Source organism: Streptomyces sp. NPDC021622, assembly GCF_040640795.1.
GTDB lineage: Bacteria > Actinomycetota > Actinomycetes > Streptomycetales > Streptomycetaceae > Streptomyces.
Genome location: NZ_JBFACK010000023.1, coordinates 92900 through 109998, shown reverse-complemented (window position 1 = coordinate 109998; position 17099 = coordinate 92900). Strand labels below are relative to the sequence as shown.

General features: G+C 70.7%; 14 protein-coding genes and 4 pseudogenes. 10 read left to right on the top strand and 8 right to left on the bottom strand.

Going from position 1 to position 17099, the window contains the following annotated elements; genetic code table 11:
• Positions 1–56: 56 nt before the first annotated feature.
• Both AB0G47_RS35935 and AB0G47_RS35930 read right to left on the bottom strand, forming a co-directional pair.
• Positions 57–815: a hotdog fold domain-containing protein gene (locus tag AB0G47_RS35935; protein ID WP_360778684.1), complete on the bottom strand. Its 759-nt coding sequence runs from the start codon at positions 813–815 to the stop codon at positions 57–59.
• 144 nt (positions 816–959) lie between these two features.
• On the bottom strand, positions 960–2000 hold the full coding sequence (locus tag AB0G47_RS35930) for a LacI family DNA-binding transcriptional regulator (protein ID WP_360778680.1): 1041 nt from the start codon (positions 1998–2000) through the stop codon (positions 960–962).
• A gap of 293 nt (positions 2001–2293) precedes the next feature.
• Between AB0G47_RS35930 and AB0G47_RS35925 the strand changes: the two genes are divergently transcribed.
• The 4 genes from AB0G47_RS35925 (at position 2294) to AB0G47_RS35910 (ending at position 6785) form a co-directional block, all read left to right on the top strand.
• Positions 2294–3598 carry a sugar ABC transporter substrate-binding protein gene (locus AB0G47_RS35925; protein ID WP_360778677.1) on the top strand — a complete coding sequence of 435 codons (1305 nt, stop codon included), beginning with the start codon at positions 2294–2296 and terminating at the stop codon, positions 3596–3598.
• A gap of 107 nt (positions 3599–3705) precedes the next feature.
• The gene (locus AB0G47_RS35920; RefSeq protein ID WP_360778674.1) at positions 3706–4668 is read left to right on the top strand and encodes a sugar ABC transporter permease; all 963 of its coding nucleotides are present in this window, start codon (positions 3706–3708) and stop codon (positions 4666–4668) included.
• Positions 4665–5570 (top strand): carbohydrate ABC transporter permease, encoded by a 906-nt coding sequence (locus tag AB0G47_RS35915; protein WP_360778671.1) that lies wholly within the window; start codon positions 4665–4667, stop codon positions 5568–5570. The genes AB0G47_RS35920 and AB0G47_RS35915 overlap by 4 nt, the downstream gene beginning before the upstream one ends.
• A 69-nt stretch (positions 5571–5639) precedes the next feature.
• Positions 5640–6785, top strand: coding sequence for an NADAR family protein (locus tag AB0G47_RS35910; RefSeq protein WP_360778668.1), 1146 nt, complete (start codon positions 5640–5642; stop codon positions 6783–6785).
• Here AB0G47_RS35910 and AB0G47_RS35905 read toward each other — a convergent pair.
• The 3 genes from AB0G47_RS35905 to AB0G47_RS35895 all read right to left on the bottom strand — a co-directional run bounded on the left by AB0G47_RS35905 (position 6745) and on the right by AB0G47_RS35895 (position 8903).
• Positions 6745–6960, bottom strand: a complete 216-nt coding sequence (locus AB0G47_RS35905; RefSeq protein WP_360778666.1) for a hypothetical protein — start codon at positions 6958–6960, stop codon at positions 6745–6747. The two genes, AB0G47_RS35910 and AB0G47_RS35905, sit on opposite strands and share 41 nt — an antisense overlap.
• Positions 6961–6966: 6 nt before the next feature.
• Positions 6967–7803, bottom strand: coding sequence for a class II fructose-bisphosphate aldolase (locus tag AB0G47_RS35900; protein WP_360778664.1), 837 nt, complete (start codon positions 7801–7803; stop codon positions 6967–6969).
• Positions 7804–7955: 152 nt separating this feature from the next.
• Entirely contained in the window at positions 7956–8903 is a 948-nt protein-coding gene (locus AB0G47_RS35895) for a sugar isomerase (protein ID WP_360778661.1), read from the bottom strand.
• A 228-nt stretch (positions 8904–9131) separates the two neighbouring features.
• On the opposite strand from AB0G47_RS35895, the gene AB0G47_RS35890 reads away from it, so the two are divergent.
• Both AB0G47_RS35890 and AB0G47_RS35885 read left to right on the top strand, forming a co-directional pair.
• Positions 9132–9944: a DeoR/GlpR family DNA-binding transcription regulator gene (locus tag AB0G47_RS35890; RefSeq protein ID WP_360778658.1), complete on the top strand. Its 813-nt coding sequence runs from the start codon at positions 9132–9134 to the stop codon at positions 9942–9944.
• Between the two features lie 108 nt (positions 9945–10052).
• Complete coding sequence (locus AB0G47_RS35885; protein WP_360778655.1) at positions 10053–11804, top strand: PP2C family protein-serine/threonine phosphatase; 1752 nt, start codon at positions 10053–10055, stop codon at positions 11802–11804.
• A gap of 126 nt (positions 11805–11930) precedes the next feature.
• Here the strand turns inward: AB0G47_RS35885 and AB0G47_RS35880 are convergent.
• Positions 11931–12977 (bottom strand): annotated as a pseudogene (locus tag AB0G47_RS35880) (MFS transporter); the annotation flags it as partial.
• A gap of 125 nt (positions 12978–13102) precedes the next feature.
• Here AB0G47_RS35880 and AB0G47_RS35875 point away from each other — a divergent pair.
• Positions 13103–13927 (top strand): annotated as a pseudogene (locus AB0G47_RS35875) (LysR family transcriptional regulator).
• Between the two features lie 71 nt (positions 13928–13998).
• A complete protein-coding gene (locus AB0G47_RS35870; protein ID WP_360778652.1) occupies positions 13999–14238 on the top strand; it encodes a hypothetical protein in 240 nt (79 codons plus the stop codon).
• 417 nt (positions 14239–14655) lie between these two features.
• Here the strand turns inward: AB0G47_RS35870 and AB0G47_RS35865 are convergent.
• A pseudogene (locus AB0G47_RS35865) lies at positions 14656–14943 on the bottom strand (AfsR/SARP family transcriptional regulator); the annotation flags it as partial.
• A gap of 178 nt (positions 14944–15121) precedes the next feature.
• Between AB0G47_RS35865 and AB0G47_RS35860 the strand changes: the two are divergent.
• Positions 15122–15667: an AAA family ATPase gene (locus AB0G47_RS35860; protein WP_360778808.1), complete on the top strand. Its 546-nt coding sequence runs from the start codon at positions 15122–15124 to the stop codon at positions 15665–15667.
• Here the strand turns inward: AB0G47_RS35860 and AB0G47_RS35855 are convergent.
• Positions 15651–16637 (bottom strand): annotated as a pseudogene (locus tag AB0G47_RS35855) (cytochrome P450); the annotation flags it as partial. The gene AB0G47_RS35860 and the pseudogene AB0G47_RS35855 sit on opposite strands and share 17 nt — an antisense overlap.
• Between AB0G47_RS35855 and AB0G47_RS35850 the strand changes: the two are divergent.
• Entirely contained in the window at positions 16629–17006 is a 378-nt protein-coding gene (locus tag AB0G47_RS35850) for a nuclear transport factor 2 family protein (protein ID WP_360778649.1), read from the top strand. The pseudogene AB0G47_RS35855 and the gene AB0G47_RS35850 sit on opposite strands and share 9 nt — an antisense overlap.
• Positions 17007–17099: the final 93 nt, after the last annotated feature.

The following is a 17099-nucleotide window of genomic DNA, read 5'->3' as shown; positions in this document are numbered from 1 at the left end:
CGACTTTCGCCACGGTGCCGCAGCGTCGCAGCGCGCGCGGCGGCCGCGCCGTGGCGTCAGGCCCCTGATCCCGGATCGGCGGCCCGCCGCTCCCGAGGGCTGATCCACAGCGCCTCGCCCAGCGCGCACAGTTCGCCGTCCACCGTCGCGAGCGCCACCCCCACGGTGACCTTCCGACCCTCGCCGGCGATGGGCCAGGCGTAGGACACATGGCGCTCGCCCGCCCGCACCGGCCGCAGCTGCCTCCCGGTGAGCGCGGCCGTCACCGCGCCCGGCTTCGTCAGGCCGAACCTGATGCCCACCCAGCCGCCGGGGCAGTCGAGGGTCGACCAGACCATCTCAGGTGGCAACGTCCCGTCGTCAAGCGCGAGTTCGGCATCGGGGACCCAGGCCGCGGCGAGCAGCTCGCGCCCGGGGACGCGGGACGGAAAGACCCGTACGCCGAGTCCCACCGGCACCGGGCTGCAGCCGAAACAGTCGGGAATCGGCGGCGGCGACTTGCGGATGTGCCCGAGGTAGTCCTCGGTGGCCGCCTGCGCCTGCTCCCAGGTCGGCATCTCCGGCGGATCGAGCAGCAGTTCGGCGGGCGCGCACGCCACCAAGGCGCCGTTCTCGGCGTCGCCGAGCTGGCAGCCGCCGTCCGGGGTCTGCGTGACGTCCAGCGGCGTGTCGGGACACACCGCGCCACGGAAGTCGACGCGTACCGTCTTGGCCTCCGCGCGGGCGGCAAGCAGCCCCGCGACATAGCCGCCGAAGGCCACCCCCGGGTAGCCCGTCGCATGGGTGGGGACGCTCAGAATCCGGCTCGCTGTCATGGTCGACCACCCCATCACACCACCGCGCGACAGGCGAGGCACGGAGAGGAACAGTGATGAAGATCGCGGATCGCGCGCCGTCTCTCGCCGAACCGCCTTGATGTCAGGCTCACTTGAGATTCCAGGATGCGGTCGCCGCCAAGCTCACACCGCCCCGCGGTCGACCGGTGCCGTACTCGTACGCACGATCAACTTCGGTTCGACCGACGCCGGTTCGTGCTCGGCCTCGGGATTCTCGATCAGCCGCAGCAGGTGGCCGAAGGCCAACGCGCCCATCTCGGCGAAGGGTTGGGCGACGGTGGTCAGGGACGGCGAGCAGTACTCGGCGAGGTCGATGTTGTCGACGCCGACCACGGAGATGTCCTGCGGGACGCGCCGGTCCAGTTCATGCAGCGCGCGGATCACGCCGAAGGCCATCTCGTCGCTGGCGGCGAACACCGCCGTCACGTCGGGGATACGGCCCAGGATGAGGCCGTTGCGGTAGCCGGACGAGGGGGACCAGTCGCCCTCCAGGACGGGCGGGGCCGTGCGGCCCTCCGCCTCCAGGGTCTCCCGCCAGCCCTGCAGACGGCTCGCCGCGTCGAGCCATTCGCCGGGGCCCGCGACGTGCCAGACCGTCTCGTGCCCGAGGTCGAGCAGATGGCGTGTGGCCAGGCGCGCGGCCTGGACCTGGTCCACCGCGACGACCTCGGAGGCCGCCGTGCGCGACCCGTCGACGGTGACCGTGGGCAGGGAGTCCGTCAACTGCTCGATGCGGGGGCTCACATGGATGAGCGGGATGGCGAGGATGATCCCCTCGACGCGCTGGTCCGCGAGCCGGGAGAGCGCCGCCTCGACGGCGGAGGTGTCCAGCGAGGCGGTGGAGGCGGTGGACACCGAGTAGCCGGCCTCGTACGCCGCGCTCTCGATGCCGAAGGTCAGCGTGAGGCGGGAGTAGAACGTGGTCTGCAGTGTGACCACGCCGATCGTCCGGCTGCGCCCGGAGGACAGGATCCGGGCGGCGCTGTTCTTGCGGTAGCCAAGGCGTTCCACGGCGGCGAGCACCTTGGCCCGCGTCTCCTCCCGGACGTTGGGATGGTCGGAGAGGGCACGCGAGACCGTCTGCGCGGAGACCCCCGCGACCCGGGCCACATCGGCCATGCCGGGCGGCCGTCCGCTGCCCTCGCCACCGTTCACCGCATCCATGCGTCCACTGTCTCCACGCGTCCTTACTTCGGTCCGAGCGTCGTTCCGTACGTAGCTCCGTACGGCGTTCCGTACGGCGTTCCGTGCGCCGGATGATACCGGCCTCATCGCCGCCGCACCGGCCTGACAGTGCAATGGGAAAGAGCTATTGGCATCGATAACATTCTCTGCCATAGTTCCGGCCATCGGCGCGCTGAATGAGGCCCCATGTGGCCCACGGTGCATCGATCCCACAGCAGGCCCCGCCCTCGGTGTCCGGGTCTGAACCCTGCCCACGAACACAAGGAGGGGCCGTGCAGAGGACCCGTATGCGCACGGCGGGCATCGCCGCAGCCGCCACTCTCACGCTGGTGCTCGGCGGATGCTCGTCGTCCGGTTCGGATTCCGCCGGCGGAGGCGGTGACGGGACCGGGACGCTGAAGTTCTGGGGCTGGTCGCCCGGGTACGCAGACGCCGTCAAGGCGTTCAACAAGGCGCACCCCGACATCAAGGTCGAGTACCAGGAAGTGCAGCCCGGCGCCAAGGGCGGCTACCAGAAGATGCTCAACGCGGTGCAGGCCGGCAACGCGCCCTGCCTGGCCCAGGTCGGCTACGAGACCCTGCCGAGCTTCGCCGCGCAGGGCGCCCTCAGCGACGTATCGAAGTACGCGAACGGCGACAAGGGCGACTTCCAGCAAGCGGCCTGGCGCTCCGTCTCCCTGGGGGACGCCGTGTACGGGGCACCCGTCGACACCGGCCCGATGGCCCTCTTCTACAACAAGAAGGTCTACGACGAGCTGGACCTGAAGCCCCCGGAGACCTGGGCCGAGTACAAGACCCAGGCCAAGAAGATCCACGCCTCCGACCCGGAGCGCTACATCTCCTCGCCCTATCTGAACTACGACTACGCGGGCCTGTCCTGGCAGGCGGGCGCCAGCTGGTTCGGCATCGACGGCGACGCCTGGAAGGTGGGCCTCGCCTCGAAGGCCAACGAGAAGGTCGCCGGGTACTGGCAGGGCCTGGCCGACGACGGCCTGATCAGCAAGGCCCCCATGTACGACCAGTCCTGGTACACGGGAATTGGTAACGGTAACATCGCCTCCGTCGTCGGCGCCGTCTGGCAGGCCGGCGTCATCAAGGGCGGCGCCAAGGACGGCTCCGGCGACTGGGCCGTCGCGCCGATGCCGCAGTGGCAGGCGGGCGACACCGCGGTCGGCAACGCGGGCGGCTCGGCGACCGCGGTCCTCAAGGGCTGCGAGTCCACCAAGGCCGCGTGGACCTTCGCCCACTGGCTGAGCACCGACCGCAAGGCGTACGGCGGCCTCGTCGACAAGGCATCCCTCTACCCGGCCGCGCCCGCCCTCCTCGACCTGCCCCAGCTCAAGGCCAAGGACCCCTACTTCGGCGGCCAGAAGATCTACGACGTCTTCGCGGAGGCGGCACCCAAGGTCAACTCCGACTGGACCTGGGGCCCGGTCATGACCAAGACCTCCGCGGACCTCGACGACGCGCTGGGCAAGGCCTGGGCCGGCAAGGGCACGTTCAAGGACGCCCTGCGCACCACCCAGGACAAGACGGTCGGCGAACTGAAGAACCAGGGCCTGAAGGTGACCGAGTAGGGCGGACGCCCCGCCGCTCCCGATCCACTCGTTGCTCCCGATCCACCCGGGGCGGCCGGCCGCTGGGACCGGCCGCCCCCGCCAGGCGTCGAACCGGAAGAGAGCTCGTGACCACAACACTCAGCGCGGCCGAACCCGCCGCACCGACGCGGCAGGAAGCCCGGCCGCCCAGGCGCCGCCGCCGGGAGACGGCACTCACCAAACGCACCCTGCTGCTGTTCGGCGGCCCGTTCGTGGCCCTGTTCGCTGCGATGTACATCGCGCCCATCGTCTACGCGACCGTGAGCAGCCTGTACGTCGTCAAGCGCTCGGGCCTCGGACTGACCGCGCCGAGCAAGGAGTTCGACCCGCTGCACAACTTCGCGCAGGCCTTCGGCGACCACGACTTCCTCGCCGCGCTTGGCCGGGTGGGCCTGTTCGCCGTCGTCCAAGTCCCCCTGATGCTGGGCCTCGCACTCGGCCTCGCGCTGCTCATCGACGCCAAGTCGGCGCGCGGCAAGGGCTTCTTCCGTCTCGCTTCGTTCCTGCCCTATGCGATCCCGGGCGTCAGCGCGGCCCTGGTGTGGTCGTTCATGTACTCCTCCGGGTCCAGCCCGATCAACGACCTCCTCGAGCCGCTCGGCATCCAGATCCCGTTCTTCTCCAGCGGCTCGGTCCTGTGGTCGGTGGCGAACATCGTCACGTGGAGCTGGACCGGCTACAACATGATCATCATCTACAGTGCGCTGCAGCTGATCCCCGGCGAGGTCCTGGAGGCCGCGAAGATGGACGGCGCGTCCGCCCTGCGGATCGCCTGGAACATCAAGATCCCGGCCGTACGCGGCTCACTGGTGCTCACCGCGGTCTTCTCGATCATCGGCTCCGCACAGCTCTACAACGAACCGACGGTGCTCCAGCCCATCTCCGGAGGCTCCGTCTCCTCGACGTTCACACCGATCATGTCCGCGCAGTCGGCGGTGGCGGCAGGCAACTACCACTACGCCGCCGCCCAGTCGGTGATCCTCGCCGTCGCCGTCGGCGTGCTGTCGTTCGTCTTCTTCAAGCTGACCAACCGGGGTGACAAGGCATGAGCACCACCGTGACGCGACCCGCAGCCCCGTCCAAGGCGCGCCGCACCGCCAAGGCCGCGGCGCGCCGGGAGACCACGGCCGCAAGCCGCGGCGTCGTCCTGACCCTGCTGCTGATCTCCACCGCGTACTTCCTCTTCCCGCTGTGGTGGCTCCTGGTCTCGGTGACCAAGCCGTTCGGCCGCCAATTCAGCGGCAGCGGACTCTGGTTCGACGGCTTCGGCCTCTTCGACAACCTCAGCCGGCTGACCGCGCAGAGCGACGGCATCTTCTGGCGCTGGATGCTCAACAGCGTCCTGTACTGCGGGATCGGCGCGCTCGGCGCCACCCTGCTGTCGGCGATGGCCGGCTACCTCCTTGCCAAGTACGAATTCCGGGGCAAGGGCGCGCTGTTCGGAGCGGTCCTCGCGGCCGTACTGGTCCCGAAGATCCTCTTCACGCTGCCGCTGTACCTGATGTTCTCCGAGGTCGGCCTGATCAACAATCCGCTCGCCGTGCTGCTGCCCAGCATCGTCAGCCCGTTCGGCGTCTATCTCGCACGGGTCTTCGCCGCCCAGGCGGTGCCGGGCGAGGTGATCGAGGCCGGACGCCTCGACGGCGCGGGGGAGTTCCGCATCTTCCGGACGATCGCGTTGCCGATGATGCTGCCGGCGCTGGTGACGATCTTCCTGTTCCAGTTCGTGGAGATCTGGAACAACTACCTGCTTCCCGCGATGGTGTTGGGGGACGACCGCCTGCAGCCGGTCACCGTGGGGCTTGTGGGGTGGAACGCGGCTCATGGAGTGGCGGTTCCGGCGTCGTTGGTCGTGGTGGGCTCGCTGGTGTCGGTGGTCCCGCTGATCGTGGCGTTCCTGGCGCTGCAGCGGTTCTGGCGTGCGGGGATGACGGCGGGCGCGGTCAAGTGACGCGGCCGGCGGTCCGCTTCCGGGCGATAGCGTGCTCCGATGGCATGGCGAGAACCAACACATCGGACAGTGGACGGGCAGACGATCGACGGGGCCTGGTGCCACGTCTGGCGCCGCAGGCCGTGGGATGACAGACACTTCATCGACGACCTGATCGTCTTCGCCGACGGCGCGGTCAAGTGCGAGGAGTGGACCGATCTGCCCGGCCTGGAGAAGCTCCTGGAATCGGGCGACATCGCGGTCACGGAGCCGGGAGCGCCGACGGCTCCCGCCCCGCCGTCGAAGTGGCGTGCCCGCTACGGCGAACCACTGACCCCGCAGGGGTTCTTGCTCGAAGTCGCCGACAAGGTCGAAGAGTTGAGCGGGCGGCCGACGGCCGGACAGCGCTGCTGGGAAGCGATCCGACGCTTCCAGCGGGACCCGAGCGAACCCAACCGCGCCGTGCTGCGAGAGGCCTACCTCGCGGTGCCACCGCACCTGCGTGTCTTCGTCCTCGGCGACATGGACCACCAGGACCGCCCGCTGCGGATTCTGCTGACCGAGGTGGGGGAGGCCGTCGACGGCGACGGCCCGGTGGCGACGCCGGACATGCACCAGCAGGCCCTGGACTACTTCAACCAAGTGGACCAGGCGGTCGCACGGGCGCAGGAGCAGCGCGCGGAGCGGTACGCAGACGATCCGGCCGAGGCCGGCCAGGCCGCCTTCACCTCGCTGGAGACCGTCTGTCCGCAGGGGTGGCCGGAGGCGCTCGGCCCGTTCGTTCTCCGCAACGAGTACCCGGTGCCGGTGGAGTTCGCCGGGGAAACCTACCCCTCCGTGATCCACGGCTACTGGGCGCTGTCGGCGGCCGACCCCCTCGACCACGACCGGATACGGGATGCGCCGAGCGTTCGGGACGCGCGCGAGATGGGCGGCCGGGTGGAGCGGAGAGCGGATTGGCCCGATGTGCGGCTGGCGGTCATGGAGGGCCTCCTGGAGGTGAAGTTCACTCAGCACCCCGCGCTCGCCGAGATCCTCCTGGCCACCGGGGACAGCGTGATCAGCTACACCGGCCTGTCGGACTCCTCCTTCTGGAGGGATGCCGGTGACGGCCGCGGGCGCAACTGGGTGGGCCGCCTGCTGGAGTTGACCCGCGCCCGGCTCGTCGCGCGAGGGACGTTCCCGGAGGCAGTGCTCAGCCACGGACCCGGGCGCGGTCGGCGATGCCCTGAGTGAGGGTTTCGGCGAGGTCCTCGAAGTTCCATTTCCCTTTCCGGTAGGCGTGGTTGCTGACCCAGCAGACGAGGACGCCGTCGCGGAGGGAGCGTGCCAGGACGGCCAGCGACCAGCCGTTGCCGCCGTCGTGCCAGGCCAGCGGCCCCTCAGGGGTGGTGCGAGGTCCACCGGGCACAGACGGTCAGGGGTGGCTGAGGATCCCCAGGAGCCGGGTGACTTCCGTGGCGACGGCGTCGCGCGCGGGGCCGAGGTACTTGCGGGGGTCGGCGAGATCCGGCGCCGCGGCGAGGCGGGCGCGCACCGTACTGGTGAACAGCTTGTTCAGGTGGGTGGATATGTTCACCTTCGTCATGCCGGCCGCGATCGCCTTGGCCAGGTCGGTGTCGCCGACGCCGGATGAGCCGTGCAGGACCAGGGGGACGGCGAGGGCGGTGTGCAGCCGCTGGATGAGCGCGAAGTCGAGGGCGGCGTCGCGGGTGTGCATGGCGTGCGAGCTGCCGACGGCCACGGCGAGCGCGTCGACGGCGGTGGCGTCGGTGAACGCACGGGCCTCGTCGGGGTCGGTGCGGACGCCCGGGGCATGAGCGCCGTCCTTGCCGCCGATCTCGCCGAGTTCTGCCTCGACCCAGACGTCGGCGCAGTGGCAGTACTCCGTGATGGAGCGGGTGGCGGCCACGTTCTCCTCGTACGGGAGCTTGGAGGCGTCGAACATCACGGACGTGAAGCCGAGTTCGACGGCTTCACGGACCAGGTCGGCCGACTCGGCGTGGTCGAGGTGGACGGCCACGGGGACGTGCGCGGCGCGGGCGATCGCGAGGGTCGCCAGGGCGAGCGGGGCCAGGGCACCGTGATAGCGGGCGGTGTTCTCGCTGATCTGGAGGATGACGGGCCGTTGCGCGCCTTCCGCGCCGGTGACGATGGCTTCGGCGTGCTCGATCTGGACGACGTTGAAGGCGCCGACGCCCGAGTGCTGTTGGCGGGCGGCGTGGGTGATGGTGCCGGTGGGGGAGAGGGGCATGGGGCTTCTCCAGGGAGTGGCGGCCGAACGGGTGTGGGGCGTAAGGGACTTGGCCGGCAGACAGACAGGGACCGACGCCGCCTCGATCAGGACTCGATCAGGACTCGATCAGGACTTGGTCACGACTCGATGAGGGCTCGATGAGGACTCGATCAGGACTGGCCGTCGGCGAGGATCACCGAGCGGGTCAGGTTGCGGGGGCGATCCGGGTCGTATCCGCGGTCCTGTGCGATGAGGACCGCCAGACGCTGTACGAGGATCAGGTCGGCCAGCGGATCGAGGCCGCCCGCACCTTCGGAACCGGCGACGAAGGCACCGCCGACCTTCGCGACGTCGTCGGCCAGGCCCTGCGGAGCGGTTCCGAACAGCCACGCCACCCGGTTCGGCCCGGTGATGCTGATCGGCCCGTGGCGGTACTCCATCGCCGGATACGCCTCGGTCCAGGCGCCCGCCGCCTCACGCATCTTGAGCCCGGCCTCCAGCGCGAGCCCGTACGACCAGCCCGTGCCGAGGAAGGTGAACTGCTCGGCGCCACGCAGGTCCTCGCCGATCGGGGCGTCGACGGCGCGCTGCGCGTCCTCGATCGCGCCGGCCATCGGACGCACCCCGTCCGGCAGGGCGCCCTCCGCCTCCAGATGCGCGCGGAGCAGGGCGAGGACCGAGGTGGCGAAGCGCGTCTGGACCACCGACTCCTCGTCGGCGAAGTCCAGGACGGCGACGCTGTCGGCCAGGTCCATGACGGCGGTGGCGGGATCGGCGGTGATCGCCGAGGTCGGCACGGTGCCCTTGAGGCGGGCGAGCAGGTCAAGGACCTCCGTCGTGGTGCCGGACCGCGTGATGGCAAGGACCCGGTCGTAGGCGCGCCCGGTCGGGAACTCGGACGCGGCGAAGGCGTCCGTCTCGCCGTGCCCGCCGGTCTCCCGCAGCTGCGCGTATGCGAGGGCCATGAACCACGAGGTGCCACAGCCCACGACGGCTATGCGCTCACCGCGCCGGGGCAGGGCCGCGGAGAGCGATCCGGCGGAAGCGGCGGCCCGGCGCCAGGTGTCCGGCTGGGAAGCGATCTCCACGGAGGTGCGGCAGGTGTGCGGGGCGGCCATGGCGGGTGCTCCTTGGTGAGGGGACGTCTCCTGCGCCGAGCACGCTGTCGTATCGACATGCGTAATGTCAATAGTTGCTCGTTAGGGCGCCAAAAAATGCAGAATCAAGCATAGTGAGTGTGTGCACTGTTCATGGTGAGGTTCCGTGTCGGCCCTCTTCCGGGGCCGGTCACTACGATCAGTGACTGAGCCGGTGGATCAGACAGAGCGGGCAGGAGTCCGAGAACAATGTCCAAACGCGACCGCTGGAGCGCGCTGCTTGAACTGCTGGCCGCCGAGGGGCGGTTGGACGTCGAGGAGGCCGCGGGCGCCCTCGACGTCTCCAGCGCCACCATCCGCAGGGACCTCGACGAACTGGCCGAGCAGCAGATGCTGGTCCGCACGCGCGGCGGCGCGGTCGCCCACGGCGTCTCCTATGAACTGCCGCTGCGCTACAAGACGTCCCGGCGCGCGCCCGAGAAGCAGCGCATCGCCGCAGCGGCCGCCGACCTCATCGGTGACGGCGAGGTGGTGGGCCTCAACGGCGGTACGACCACGACCGAGGTCGCCCGGGTGCTCGCGCTACGGGTCGGCGGCAGCCGGCGGGACGGCGTCGACGCGGGAGCTCCCGCCGCCTCCGCACCCGCGCTGACCGTCGTCACCAACGCCCTGAACATCGCCGCTGAACTCGCCGTCCGCCCCCAGGTCAAGATTGTGTCCACCGGCGGCGTCGCCCGCCCGCAGTCCTACGAACTCGTCGGGCCGCTGACCGGCGGCGTACTGAAAGAGGTCGTGCTCGACGCCGCCGTCCTCGGCGTCGACGGCATCGACCCGCAGCTCGGCGCCATGGCGCACCACGAGGACGAGGCAGGCGTCAGCAGGCTCTTCACCGAGCGGGCCAACCGCGTGATCGTGGTGACCGACTCGTCCAAACTGGGCAAGCGCGCCTTCGCCAGGATCTGCGACCTCGACCGGGTGGACACCCTGGTCACCGACGTCAACATCTCTCCGGAGACCTCCGCACGCCTCACGGAGGCCGGCGTGAAGGTGATCGCCGTGTGACGCCGGGCCCTGGCAGCGGCGGGGAGCCGTTCTCTGCCGGCTCGCCGCAGGTCCGGGCCGGGGCGAGGATGTTTCGCGAGACGTCGCGATCCACGGAAGGCAGCGTCCATGGAGCAGGTCCCTCGCGAGCGCGATGCGCGCACCCGGCTGGATCTCCAGGCCATCGGTGCACTGCTGTCGGCCCAGCGGCAGCGGATCGGCGTCTACGCCCACGCCCACAGGCCGCACCCCCACGACGCGGAGCGGCCGCTCGAACGGCGCCCCGATGCGATCCCTGACGCCGTCGTGGAGCTTCTGGAGGCCATGCCGATGGCCGCGATGCTGGTGACGCCCGTGCTCGACGAGCGGGGCGAGGTCGAGGACATCCTGTACCTGGCCCAGAACAAGCACGCCCGCGCCTACGCGACCACCCATGTGCCGCCGGACGCCGTGCCGCGGTGGACCGGAGCGGTCCGTCTGTTCGAGCGTTTTCCCCTCCTGAAGCACACGCGCCTTCCCCGGATGCTCGCCGCCGCCCACCGCGAGCGCTCACCACAGGGGCCCGAGGCGGTGGAGTGGTTCATCCCCAGGCCGTCCGATCCGCCGGCCCGGCTGAGCAACGAGGTGCACGTCGCCCCGTGCGGCGAGCATCTCCTCGTGAGCTGGGGGCCAGGACACCGACTCCGCATGGCGATGGGCGCCCAGAAGCTGGTGAAGACCTGCTGGGCCGAATGGAACCTGGCCGACGACACGGTCGAACCCTCCGTGGGATTCGGCTACGTACTCGGCCTGGACGAGACCGCGCCCGCTCCCGACCTCCTCGGGCTGGCCGCGCTCGTCGCCCCCGAGAGCCTGCCCGAGCTGTACCGCACCCTGTATGAAGTGCTGCTGCGCAAGCACCGGTCCGAGTGCGAGCTGTGGATGCCGGGCCCGGGCCCGTACAAGCGCGTCATCCGCGTGGTCGCCGAGCCGGTACGCCCCGAAGGAGGGGGGCCGGTGTGGGCAGTGCGGGCCGTCATCGTCGACGTCACCGACGACCGTCGCCGCCGCGGCCAGGCCCGGGCGGCCGGCGAGGAAGCGCGCCGCCAACGCGGGCGCGCCGAAGCCCTGGCCGAGGTCTCCCATGTCCTCCGGGACGCGGTCCTGCCCCGCTTCGCCGGCGAACTCGCGTCCTACGGCCTCGATGCCGTCGCCGTGTACCGGCCGGACGCCACCGGATCGGGCGTCGGCGGCGACTGGTACAAGGCGCGAGGGCTCCCGGGCGGACGTATCCTCCTCGCCCTCGGCGACGCCCGCGGGCACGGTCTCTACGCGGTCACCCTCATGGCGAAGCTCCGCTACGCCCTGGGCGGCCTCGCCTACACCGAGGCGCCGGTGGAGCAGCTCACCCGATGGCTGAACGAGGTCGCATGCGACGACGGCACCGAATCGACCGCGACCGCCGTCATCGCCCGCTACCACCCCGAGCGTTCGCTGCTGCGCTGGACCTGCGCGGGACATCCGCGACCGGTCCTCCTGAGGGACGGCCGCGCCACACAGCTGCCCGCTCCCGAGGGCGGCCCCGGAGTGACCCTCGGCGTCATGCCGGGCATCAGCTACACGGCAGTCGAGACGTTTCTCGACGACACGGACATCGTCCTCCTCTACTCGGACGGGCTGATCGAGCGGCGGGACACCGACCCCGACGAGGACACGACCCGCCTGCTGAACGAGGCGGAGAACTGCCTGCGCGGGGCGAGACCCCCTCGCGGCCACGACGGGCTGCAGGAGTACGCGGAGCGCCTCTTGGACCGGCTCGACGGACCCCACCGCGCCGACGACGCCACCTTGCTCGCACTCCGACGCGTCCCCGTACCGAAGGAGCCGACGGGCTCCCCGTGACGCATCGGATGCGGGCACAGCGGCACACGCTCGTATCAGACCGCGGTGGGTCAGGGCGGGCCCGTCCGGACCGGTGGCGAGGGGCTGGTGCTCGTTCCCGTCCTTGCGCGGGAGGAGGAACGGGGTGGCCAGGAGCAGTACGCCGGCGATGCCGATCGCGATGCGGGCGTCGGTGACGGCGGCCAGGACGCCCCACAGGGCGGTCAGTACGGCGATCGCGCCGGTGCCGGTCACGTTCCAGGCCACCAGGACCCGCCCGACCCGCTCTGCGGGCACCCGCTGGAGCCGCTCGGTCGCGAACAGCGGGTTGAACACGCCCATGCAGGTGATCAGGGCCAGTTCCACGGCGATGACCACGACCACGCCGGCGGTCCCGGGCATGACGAAGAAGAGACCGACGGGCCACAGGGCACGCAGCACTCCGGAGGTGATCAGGACGCGGCGGCGCCCGTAGCGGGCCTCCAGGCGCGGGGCGAGCTGAGCGCCGACGAATCCGCCGACGCAGGGCAGGCCGAACGCGAGCCCGTACTGCCACGCCATCCAGCCGAGGTCCTGCAGCAGCAGGACGGCCATCAGAGGTTCGGTGGCCATGATCAGCGCGTTGACGGCCACGGTGTTCCAGAACAGCGGGCGCAGCCGCCGGTCGTCGTGGATGAACTTCCAGCCCTTGACCAGGTCCGAGGAGGCTGATCGCCGCCCCGCCCATGGTCGGGCCGACCGCCGTGCGGTCCAAGTGGTCGACTCGAAGCGGCCGTTGGCCACCAGCAGGCGGTCCGGGCGCACGAGCTGCTTGAGGTAGGCGCCACTGGCGGAGGCGAAAGCGATGTTCGCCGCCGCACTGATCACGGAGACGAGCAGCAGCTGGGTGTAGGTCAGCCGGCCGGCGAAATAGGCGGCCGGGATCGTCAGGAGGGCGGCGAACCGCACCAGGTCGGTGACGATCACGACGGGCTTCTTGCGGTGCGCCTCGACCCACGGCCCGAGCGGCAGCGCGAGGAGCGCGCCGACCGCCAGACCGGCCGCTGCAAGCGCCGAGACGGCCGCCGGTCCGACGTGCAGCACCTGGATCGCGATCAGGGGGAACGCACCGAACCCCAGCCACGTACCGACCGTCGAGGCGGCGAACGCCGACCACAGCCATCCGAACGATCGCCCGAGCTTCTGCCGTGCCATGAAGAACCCTCCGTCACAACCCACCATTGGCGGCGAGGATTCGACCAGGCGGACCGGCCTGCGATCCAACAACCACACCTTCGGCGAGCCACAACCGCGGGTTGTGCTCACATACGGTCTGCGGCGTGGACATCGAAGCCGTGCGCACCGTCGTCACCGTCGCGGAGACCGGACAGTTCGAGGAAGCCGCCGTGGAGCTGCGCATCACTCAGCAGGCCGTCTCCAAGCGCGTGGCGAGTCTGGAACGCGCGCTCGCGGTAGCCCTGTTCGTCCGCACCGCCCGCGGCGCGCGCCTCACCCTGGACGGACAGGCGTTCCTGCCGCACGCCCGCGAGGTCCTGCGGGCCGTGGAAGGGCGGCCGCCTCCGTACGTCCCGGTGAGCGGGCGCTGCGCGTGGACGTACTCCACCGGCGCATCGCCCCGGCCCTTGCCCTGCGCGGCTTCTACCAGTCCCACCCCGGGGCGACCTGCCCGAGGGAGTCAGCGCCGAGCGTGTCCCGGACGACCCGCTGCAACTGTTCGTCGGACCGGGCCCCCGCTCGCCGCGGCCAAGTCCTTGACCCCGGCGAACGTGGTGGGGCACCGGATCTGGATCCCGGGCATCAAGCAGGACACCGAGTGGGCGGCGTACTACGACGAGCTCACCGAAGCCTTCGACCTGCGCATCGACGCGGTCGGCCCCGACTTCGGCACCGAAGCGCTGATGGACTCCATCGCCGACTCCACCGCACTGGCCACCCTCGTCGGAACCCGGGACAGATACGTGTGGCCGGCGACCCACGACCTGCGACGGATCCCGGTCGAAGGACCGACGCCGGTCTACCCCCACTCGTTCCTGCACCGAACGGCCAACCCGCACCCGATCCTCGTAGCCCTGCGCAGGCATCTCATCGAGGCACGCCCGACGCCACCGGCCGACGCGTGGGCGCCGAGTTGGGCCGGCTCCTGACGCCGACGGCACGACCTGATGGCTTCCGCCAGACGCGGTCCAGGACCACCACCGGGATTTAGGATCCGGGCGTGGCAGACATTTCGGATGAATTGATCAGGCTGGAACGCTGGGCCGAGGAAGAGCGCGCGAAGCTCGCGGGCCTTGAGGGCGAGGAGTACGCGGTGCAGCAGCGCCGGTGGCGTGAGGCATCGACCATGGCGCAGACAGCCATCACGCACCACGCAAGGACGACCGGGCAGGACAGCTCCGAGGTCGGCCATGCGGTGCGGCAGGCCGTCCGGCACGCGAAGGAGGACCCTGCGGAGTAGCTGCCGAGCCGCCGGCATCGAAAGGTGGGAGGGCGGTCGACCGGTTCGTCAGCCCCGCCGCGCTCATCGGCCCGCCGGACCGCGCGCGGGCCCGGGCGGCCTCCACCGGTCGGTCAGCGAGGGCATGGGCGCCGGCGAGCCCCTCCTGGGTGAGTGCGACGGCCCGCGGGTCACCGCTCTCGCGGGCGACGGCCAGACCCTGGTCGTTGAAGGGATAGGGCGGCAGGGGCGTCGCCGCGCTGTTCGGCGAGGAGCAGCGCGGGGCCCGGCCCGAAGTCGACTTCGCGGTGCCAGGCGAGCGTCGTGCGCAGGTGCTCCTCGGCGAGGTCGAAGTCGCCTTCGCGGCGGGCCCCGGGGGCGAGACCGAAGACCGGAAGCCAGCAGCACCAACCGCTCGTAGTCTCCCAGCAGTTCTCAGCTCCAGTCGATCAGCGCACGCAGCGTCCGCTGACGCGGGTGCGTACCGCGGTGGCCGCCGGACAGGAGGCGGAACCTGTCGTCAAGACGCGCGGACAGTTCGTGTACGCCCAGCGCGCGGACCCGGGGCGCTGCCAGCTCCAGGGCCAGAGGCAGGCGGTCGAGGCGGCGGCAGATCTCGGCGACGGCCTCCGCGTTCTGCCCGGTGGCGGCAAAACCGGGCGTGACGGCCGCCGCGAGCCGCGCGAACAACCGCTCGGCGTCGGCCTGTTGCAGGGCAGGCGCCGTCCACACCGTCTCCCCGGCGAGCCGATCGGCTCCCTGCTGGCGGCTGCCGACGGCCACGGGATGAGCGGCATCGCAAGCGTCGTGGAAGCGATCTCCGACTAGCCGGCAGCCGCCTGGCATGCTGAACCGAGGTGTCAGGCCCGACGTGCGGGCAAGGCCATGGAGCGGGGGGATCGCGTTGATCGTCTGGGTGAACGGTGCGTTCGGCAGCGGAAAGAGCACACTGGTGGAGGAGTTGCGCCCGCGCTGGCCCGAAGCCCTGGTCTATGACCCGGAGATGGTCGGCTTCGTACTGCGGGAGATCGTGGAGGTGCCGACCGGCGACTTCCAGGATCTCCGGTTGTGGCGCCGGCAGGTTGCCGACCTGGCGGTGGGACTGGTCGAGGAGTACCGGCGTCCGGTCCTGGTTCCCATGACCTTGGTCAACCCTGACTACGTAGGCGAGATCTTCAGCGCGTTGAAGGACGCGGGCATCGACGTGCACCACTTCTTCCTCAAGGTGTCCCGGGACGTCTTGGAGAGGCGGATCGACGGCCGGACCTTCTTCCCTGACGACCCCGAGCGGGAGGAGCGCGTCCGGCATTGGGCCAAGGGCAGGATCGAGACGTGCATGGCCGCGGCCGACACCCTGCCCGGCGACACGGTCTTCCTGGACGGCGGGCTGCCCCCTCGGGAGCTGGCCGAGCAGGTGCTGGCGCGGGTCCACCTCAGCCCAAGCGCATAGGCAGTTCGGCCAGGCCGCGCAGCAGAGTGCTGGTCCGCCAGGTGAGTTCGGCCGGATCGGTGGCGGAGGCCAGCGCGGGGCGGTCGGCCAGGAGCCGGCGCACGGCGATCGTGGCCTCCGCGCGTGCCGGCGGGGCACCGAGGCAGTGGTGCATGCCGTGGCCGAACCCGAGGTGGCCCTGCGCGCGGCGGGTGAGGTCGAAGCGGTCGGGCCCGGGGAAGTGAAGGGGATCGCGGGAGGCCGCGGCGAGCGAGATCAGGACCGAGTCACCGGCGGCTATACGGGTGCCCGCAAGATCCAGTGGCTCGGCCGCGAAGCGGAACGTGGTGGCGTGGACGGGGGAGTTGTGGCGCAGCGACTCCTCGACGGCCCCGCCCACGAGAATGGGATCGGCGCGGAGCAAGGCGAGTTGGTCCGGGTGGCTGAGCAGGCCGTGAAGTGTTCCGGAGATCAGATTGACCGTCGTCTCATGACCGGCGACGAGGATGAGGAAGACCATGCCGAGCAGCTCTTCCTGGCTGAGGGATGACCGGTCTGCCAGCGTGGCGTCATCGTCGGTGGCGGTCGGTCGGGCGGCGGCCGCGGCCAGATCGCTGAGCAGAGTGTCGTCCGGGGCGGCGCTCTTCCGTTCGATCAGCTCGGTGAGGAATCCGGTGAGCGCGGTGGCCGCCGAGGTCGCGGCTTCGCTCGAGTTGGGCATGACCAGCTCGTTCGACCAGGTGTGGAAGGCGGCTCGCGCCGTGGCGGGGACGCCGAGGAGGTCGCAGATCACCGTGACGGGCAGCGGCAGCGCGTACCGGCTCACCAGATCCGCGGTCCCGTGCCGGGGCAGTGCGGCGAGCAGTTCGTCGGCGATGGCCTCGACCTTCGGAAGGAGCTCGGCGATCCGTCCGTGTGTGAAGCGGCCGGCCACCAGGCGGCGCAGTCGGGTGTGGTGCGGGGGATCGCTCTGCCGCAGACTGTGCAACGCTTGTTCCCGCTGCTCGCCGAGGGGAAGAGTGCGGAGGCGGCGGACCTGTTCGCCGACTCGGTGTCGTTCTCGAACCCGCACCCGCCGGGCATTCCGTGGGTACCGGAGGTCGACTCGGCAGACGGCATGCGGACGTTCTTCGAACTGCTGCGGACCCACGTGCAGGCCAAGGAGTTCGACCTCCGTCAGGTCATCGCCGAGGGCGACGACGTGGTGCTCATCGGGCGCATGGTCTCCGAGGTCAAGAAGACGGGCCGGGACATCGACACCGCGTTCGCCCTGCACACCACGGTCCGGGACGGACGGATCACCCGCTACCACCTCTACGAGGACAGCTACGCCGTTGCCCGGGCCTACTTCGACGACTGATCGTCAGGGGACCGGGACCAGGACCAGGGCCAGCACTTGAACCGTCCTCAGCGCCCACGCAACGCCGCCCCCCGCCTGCGCTGTTCTGCTGCC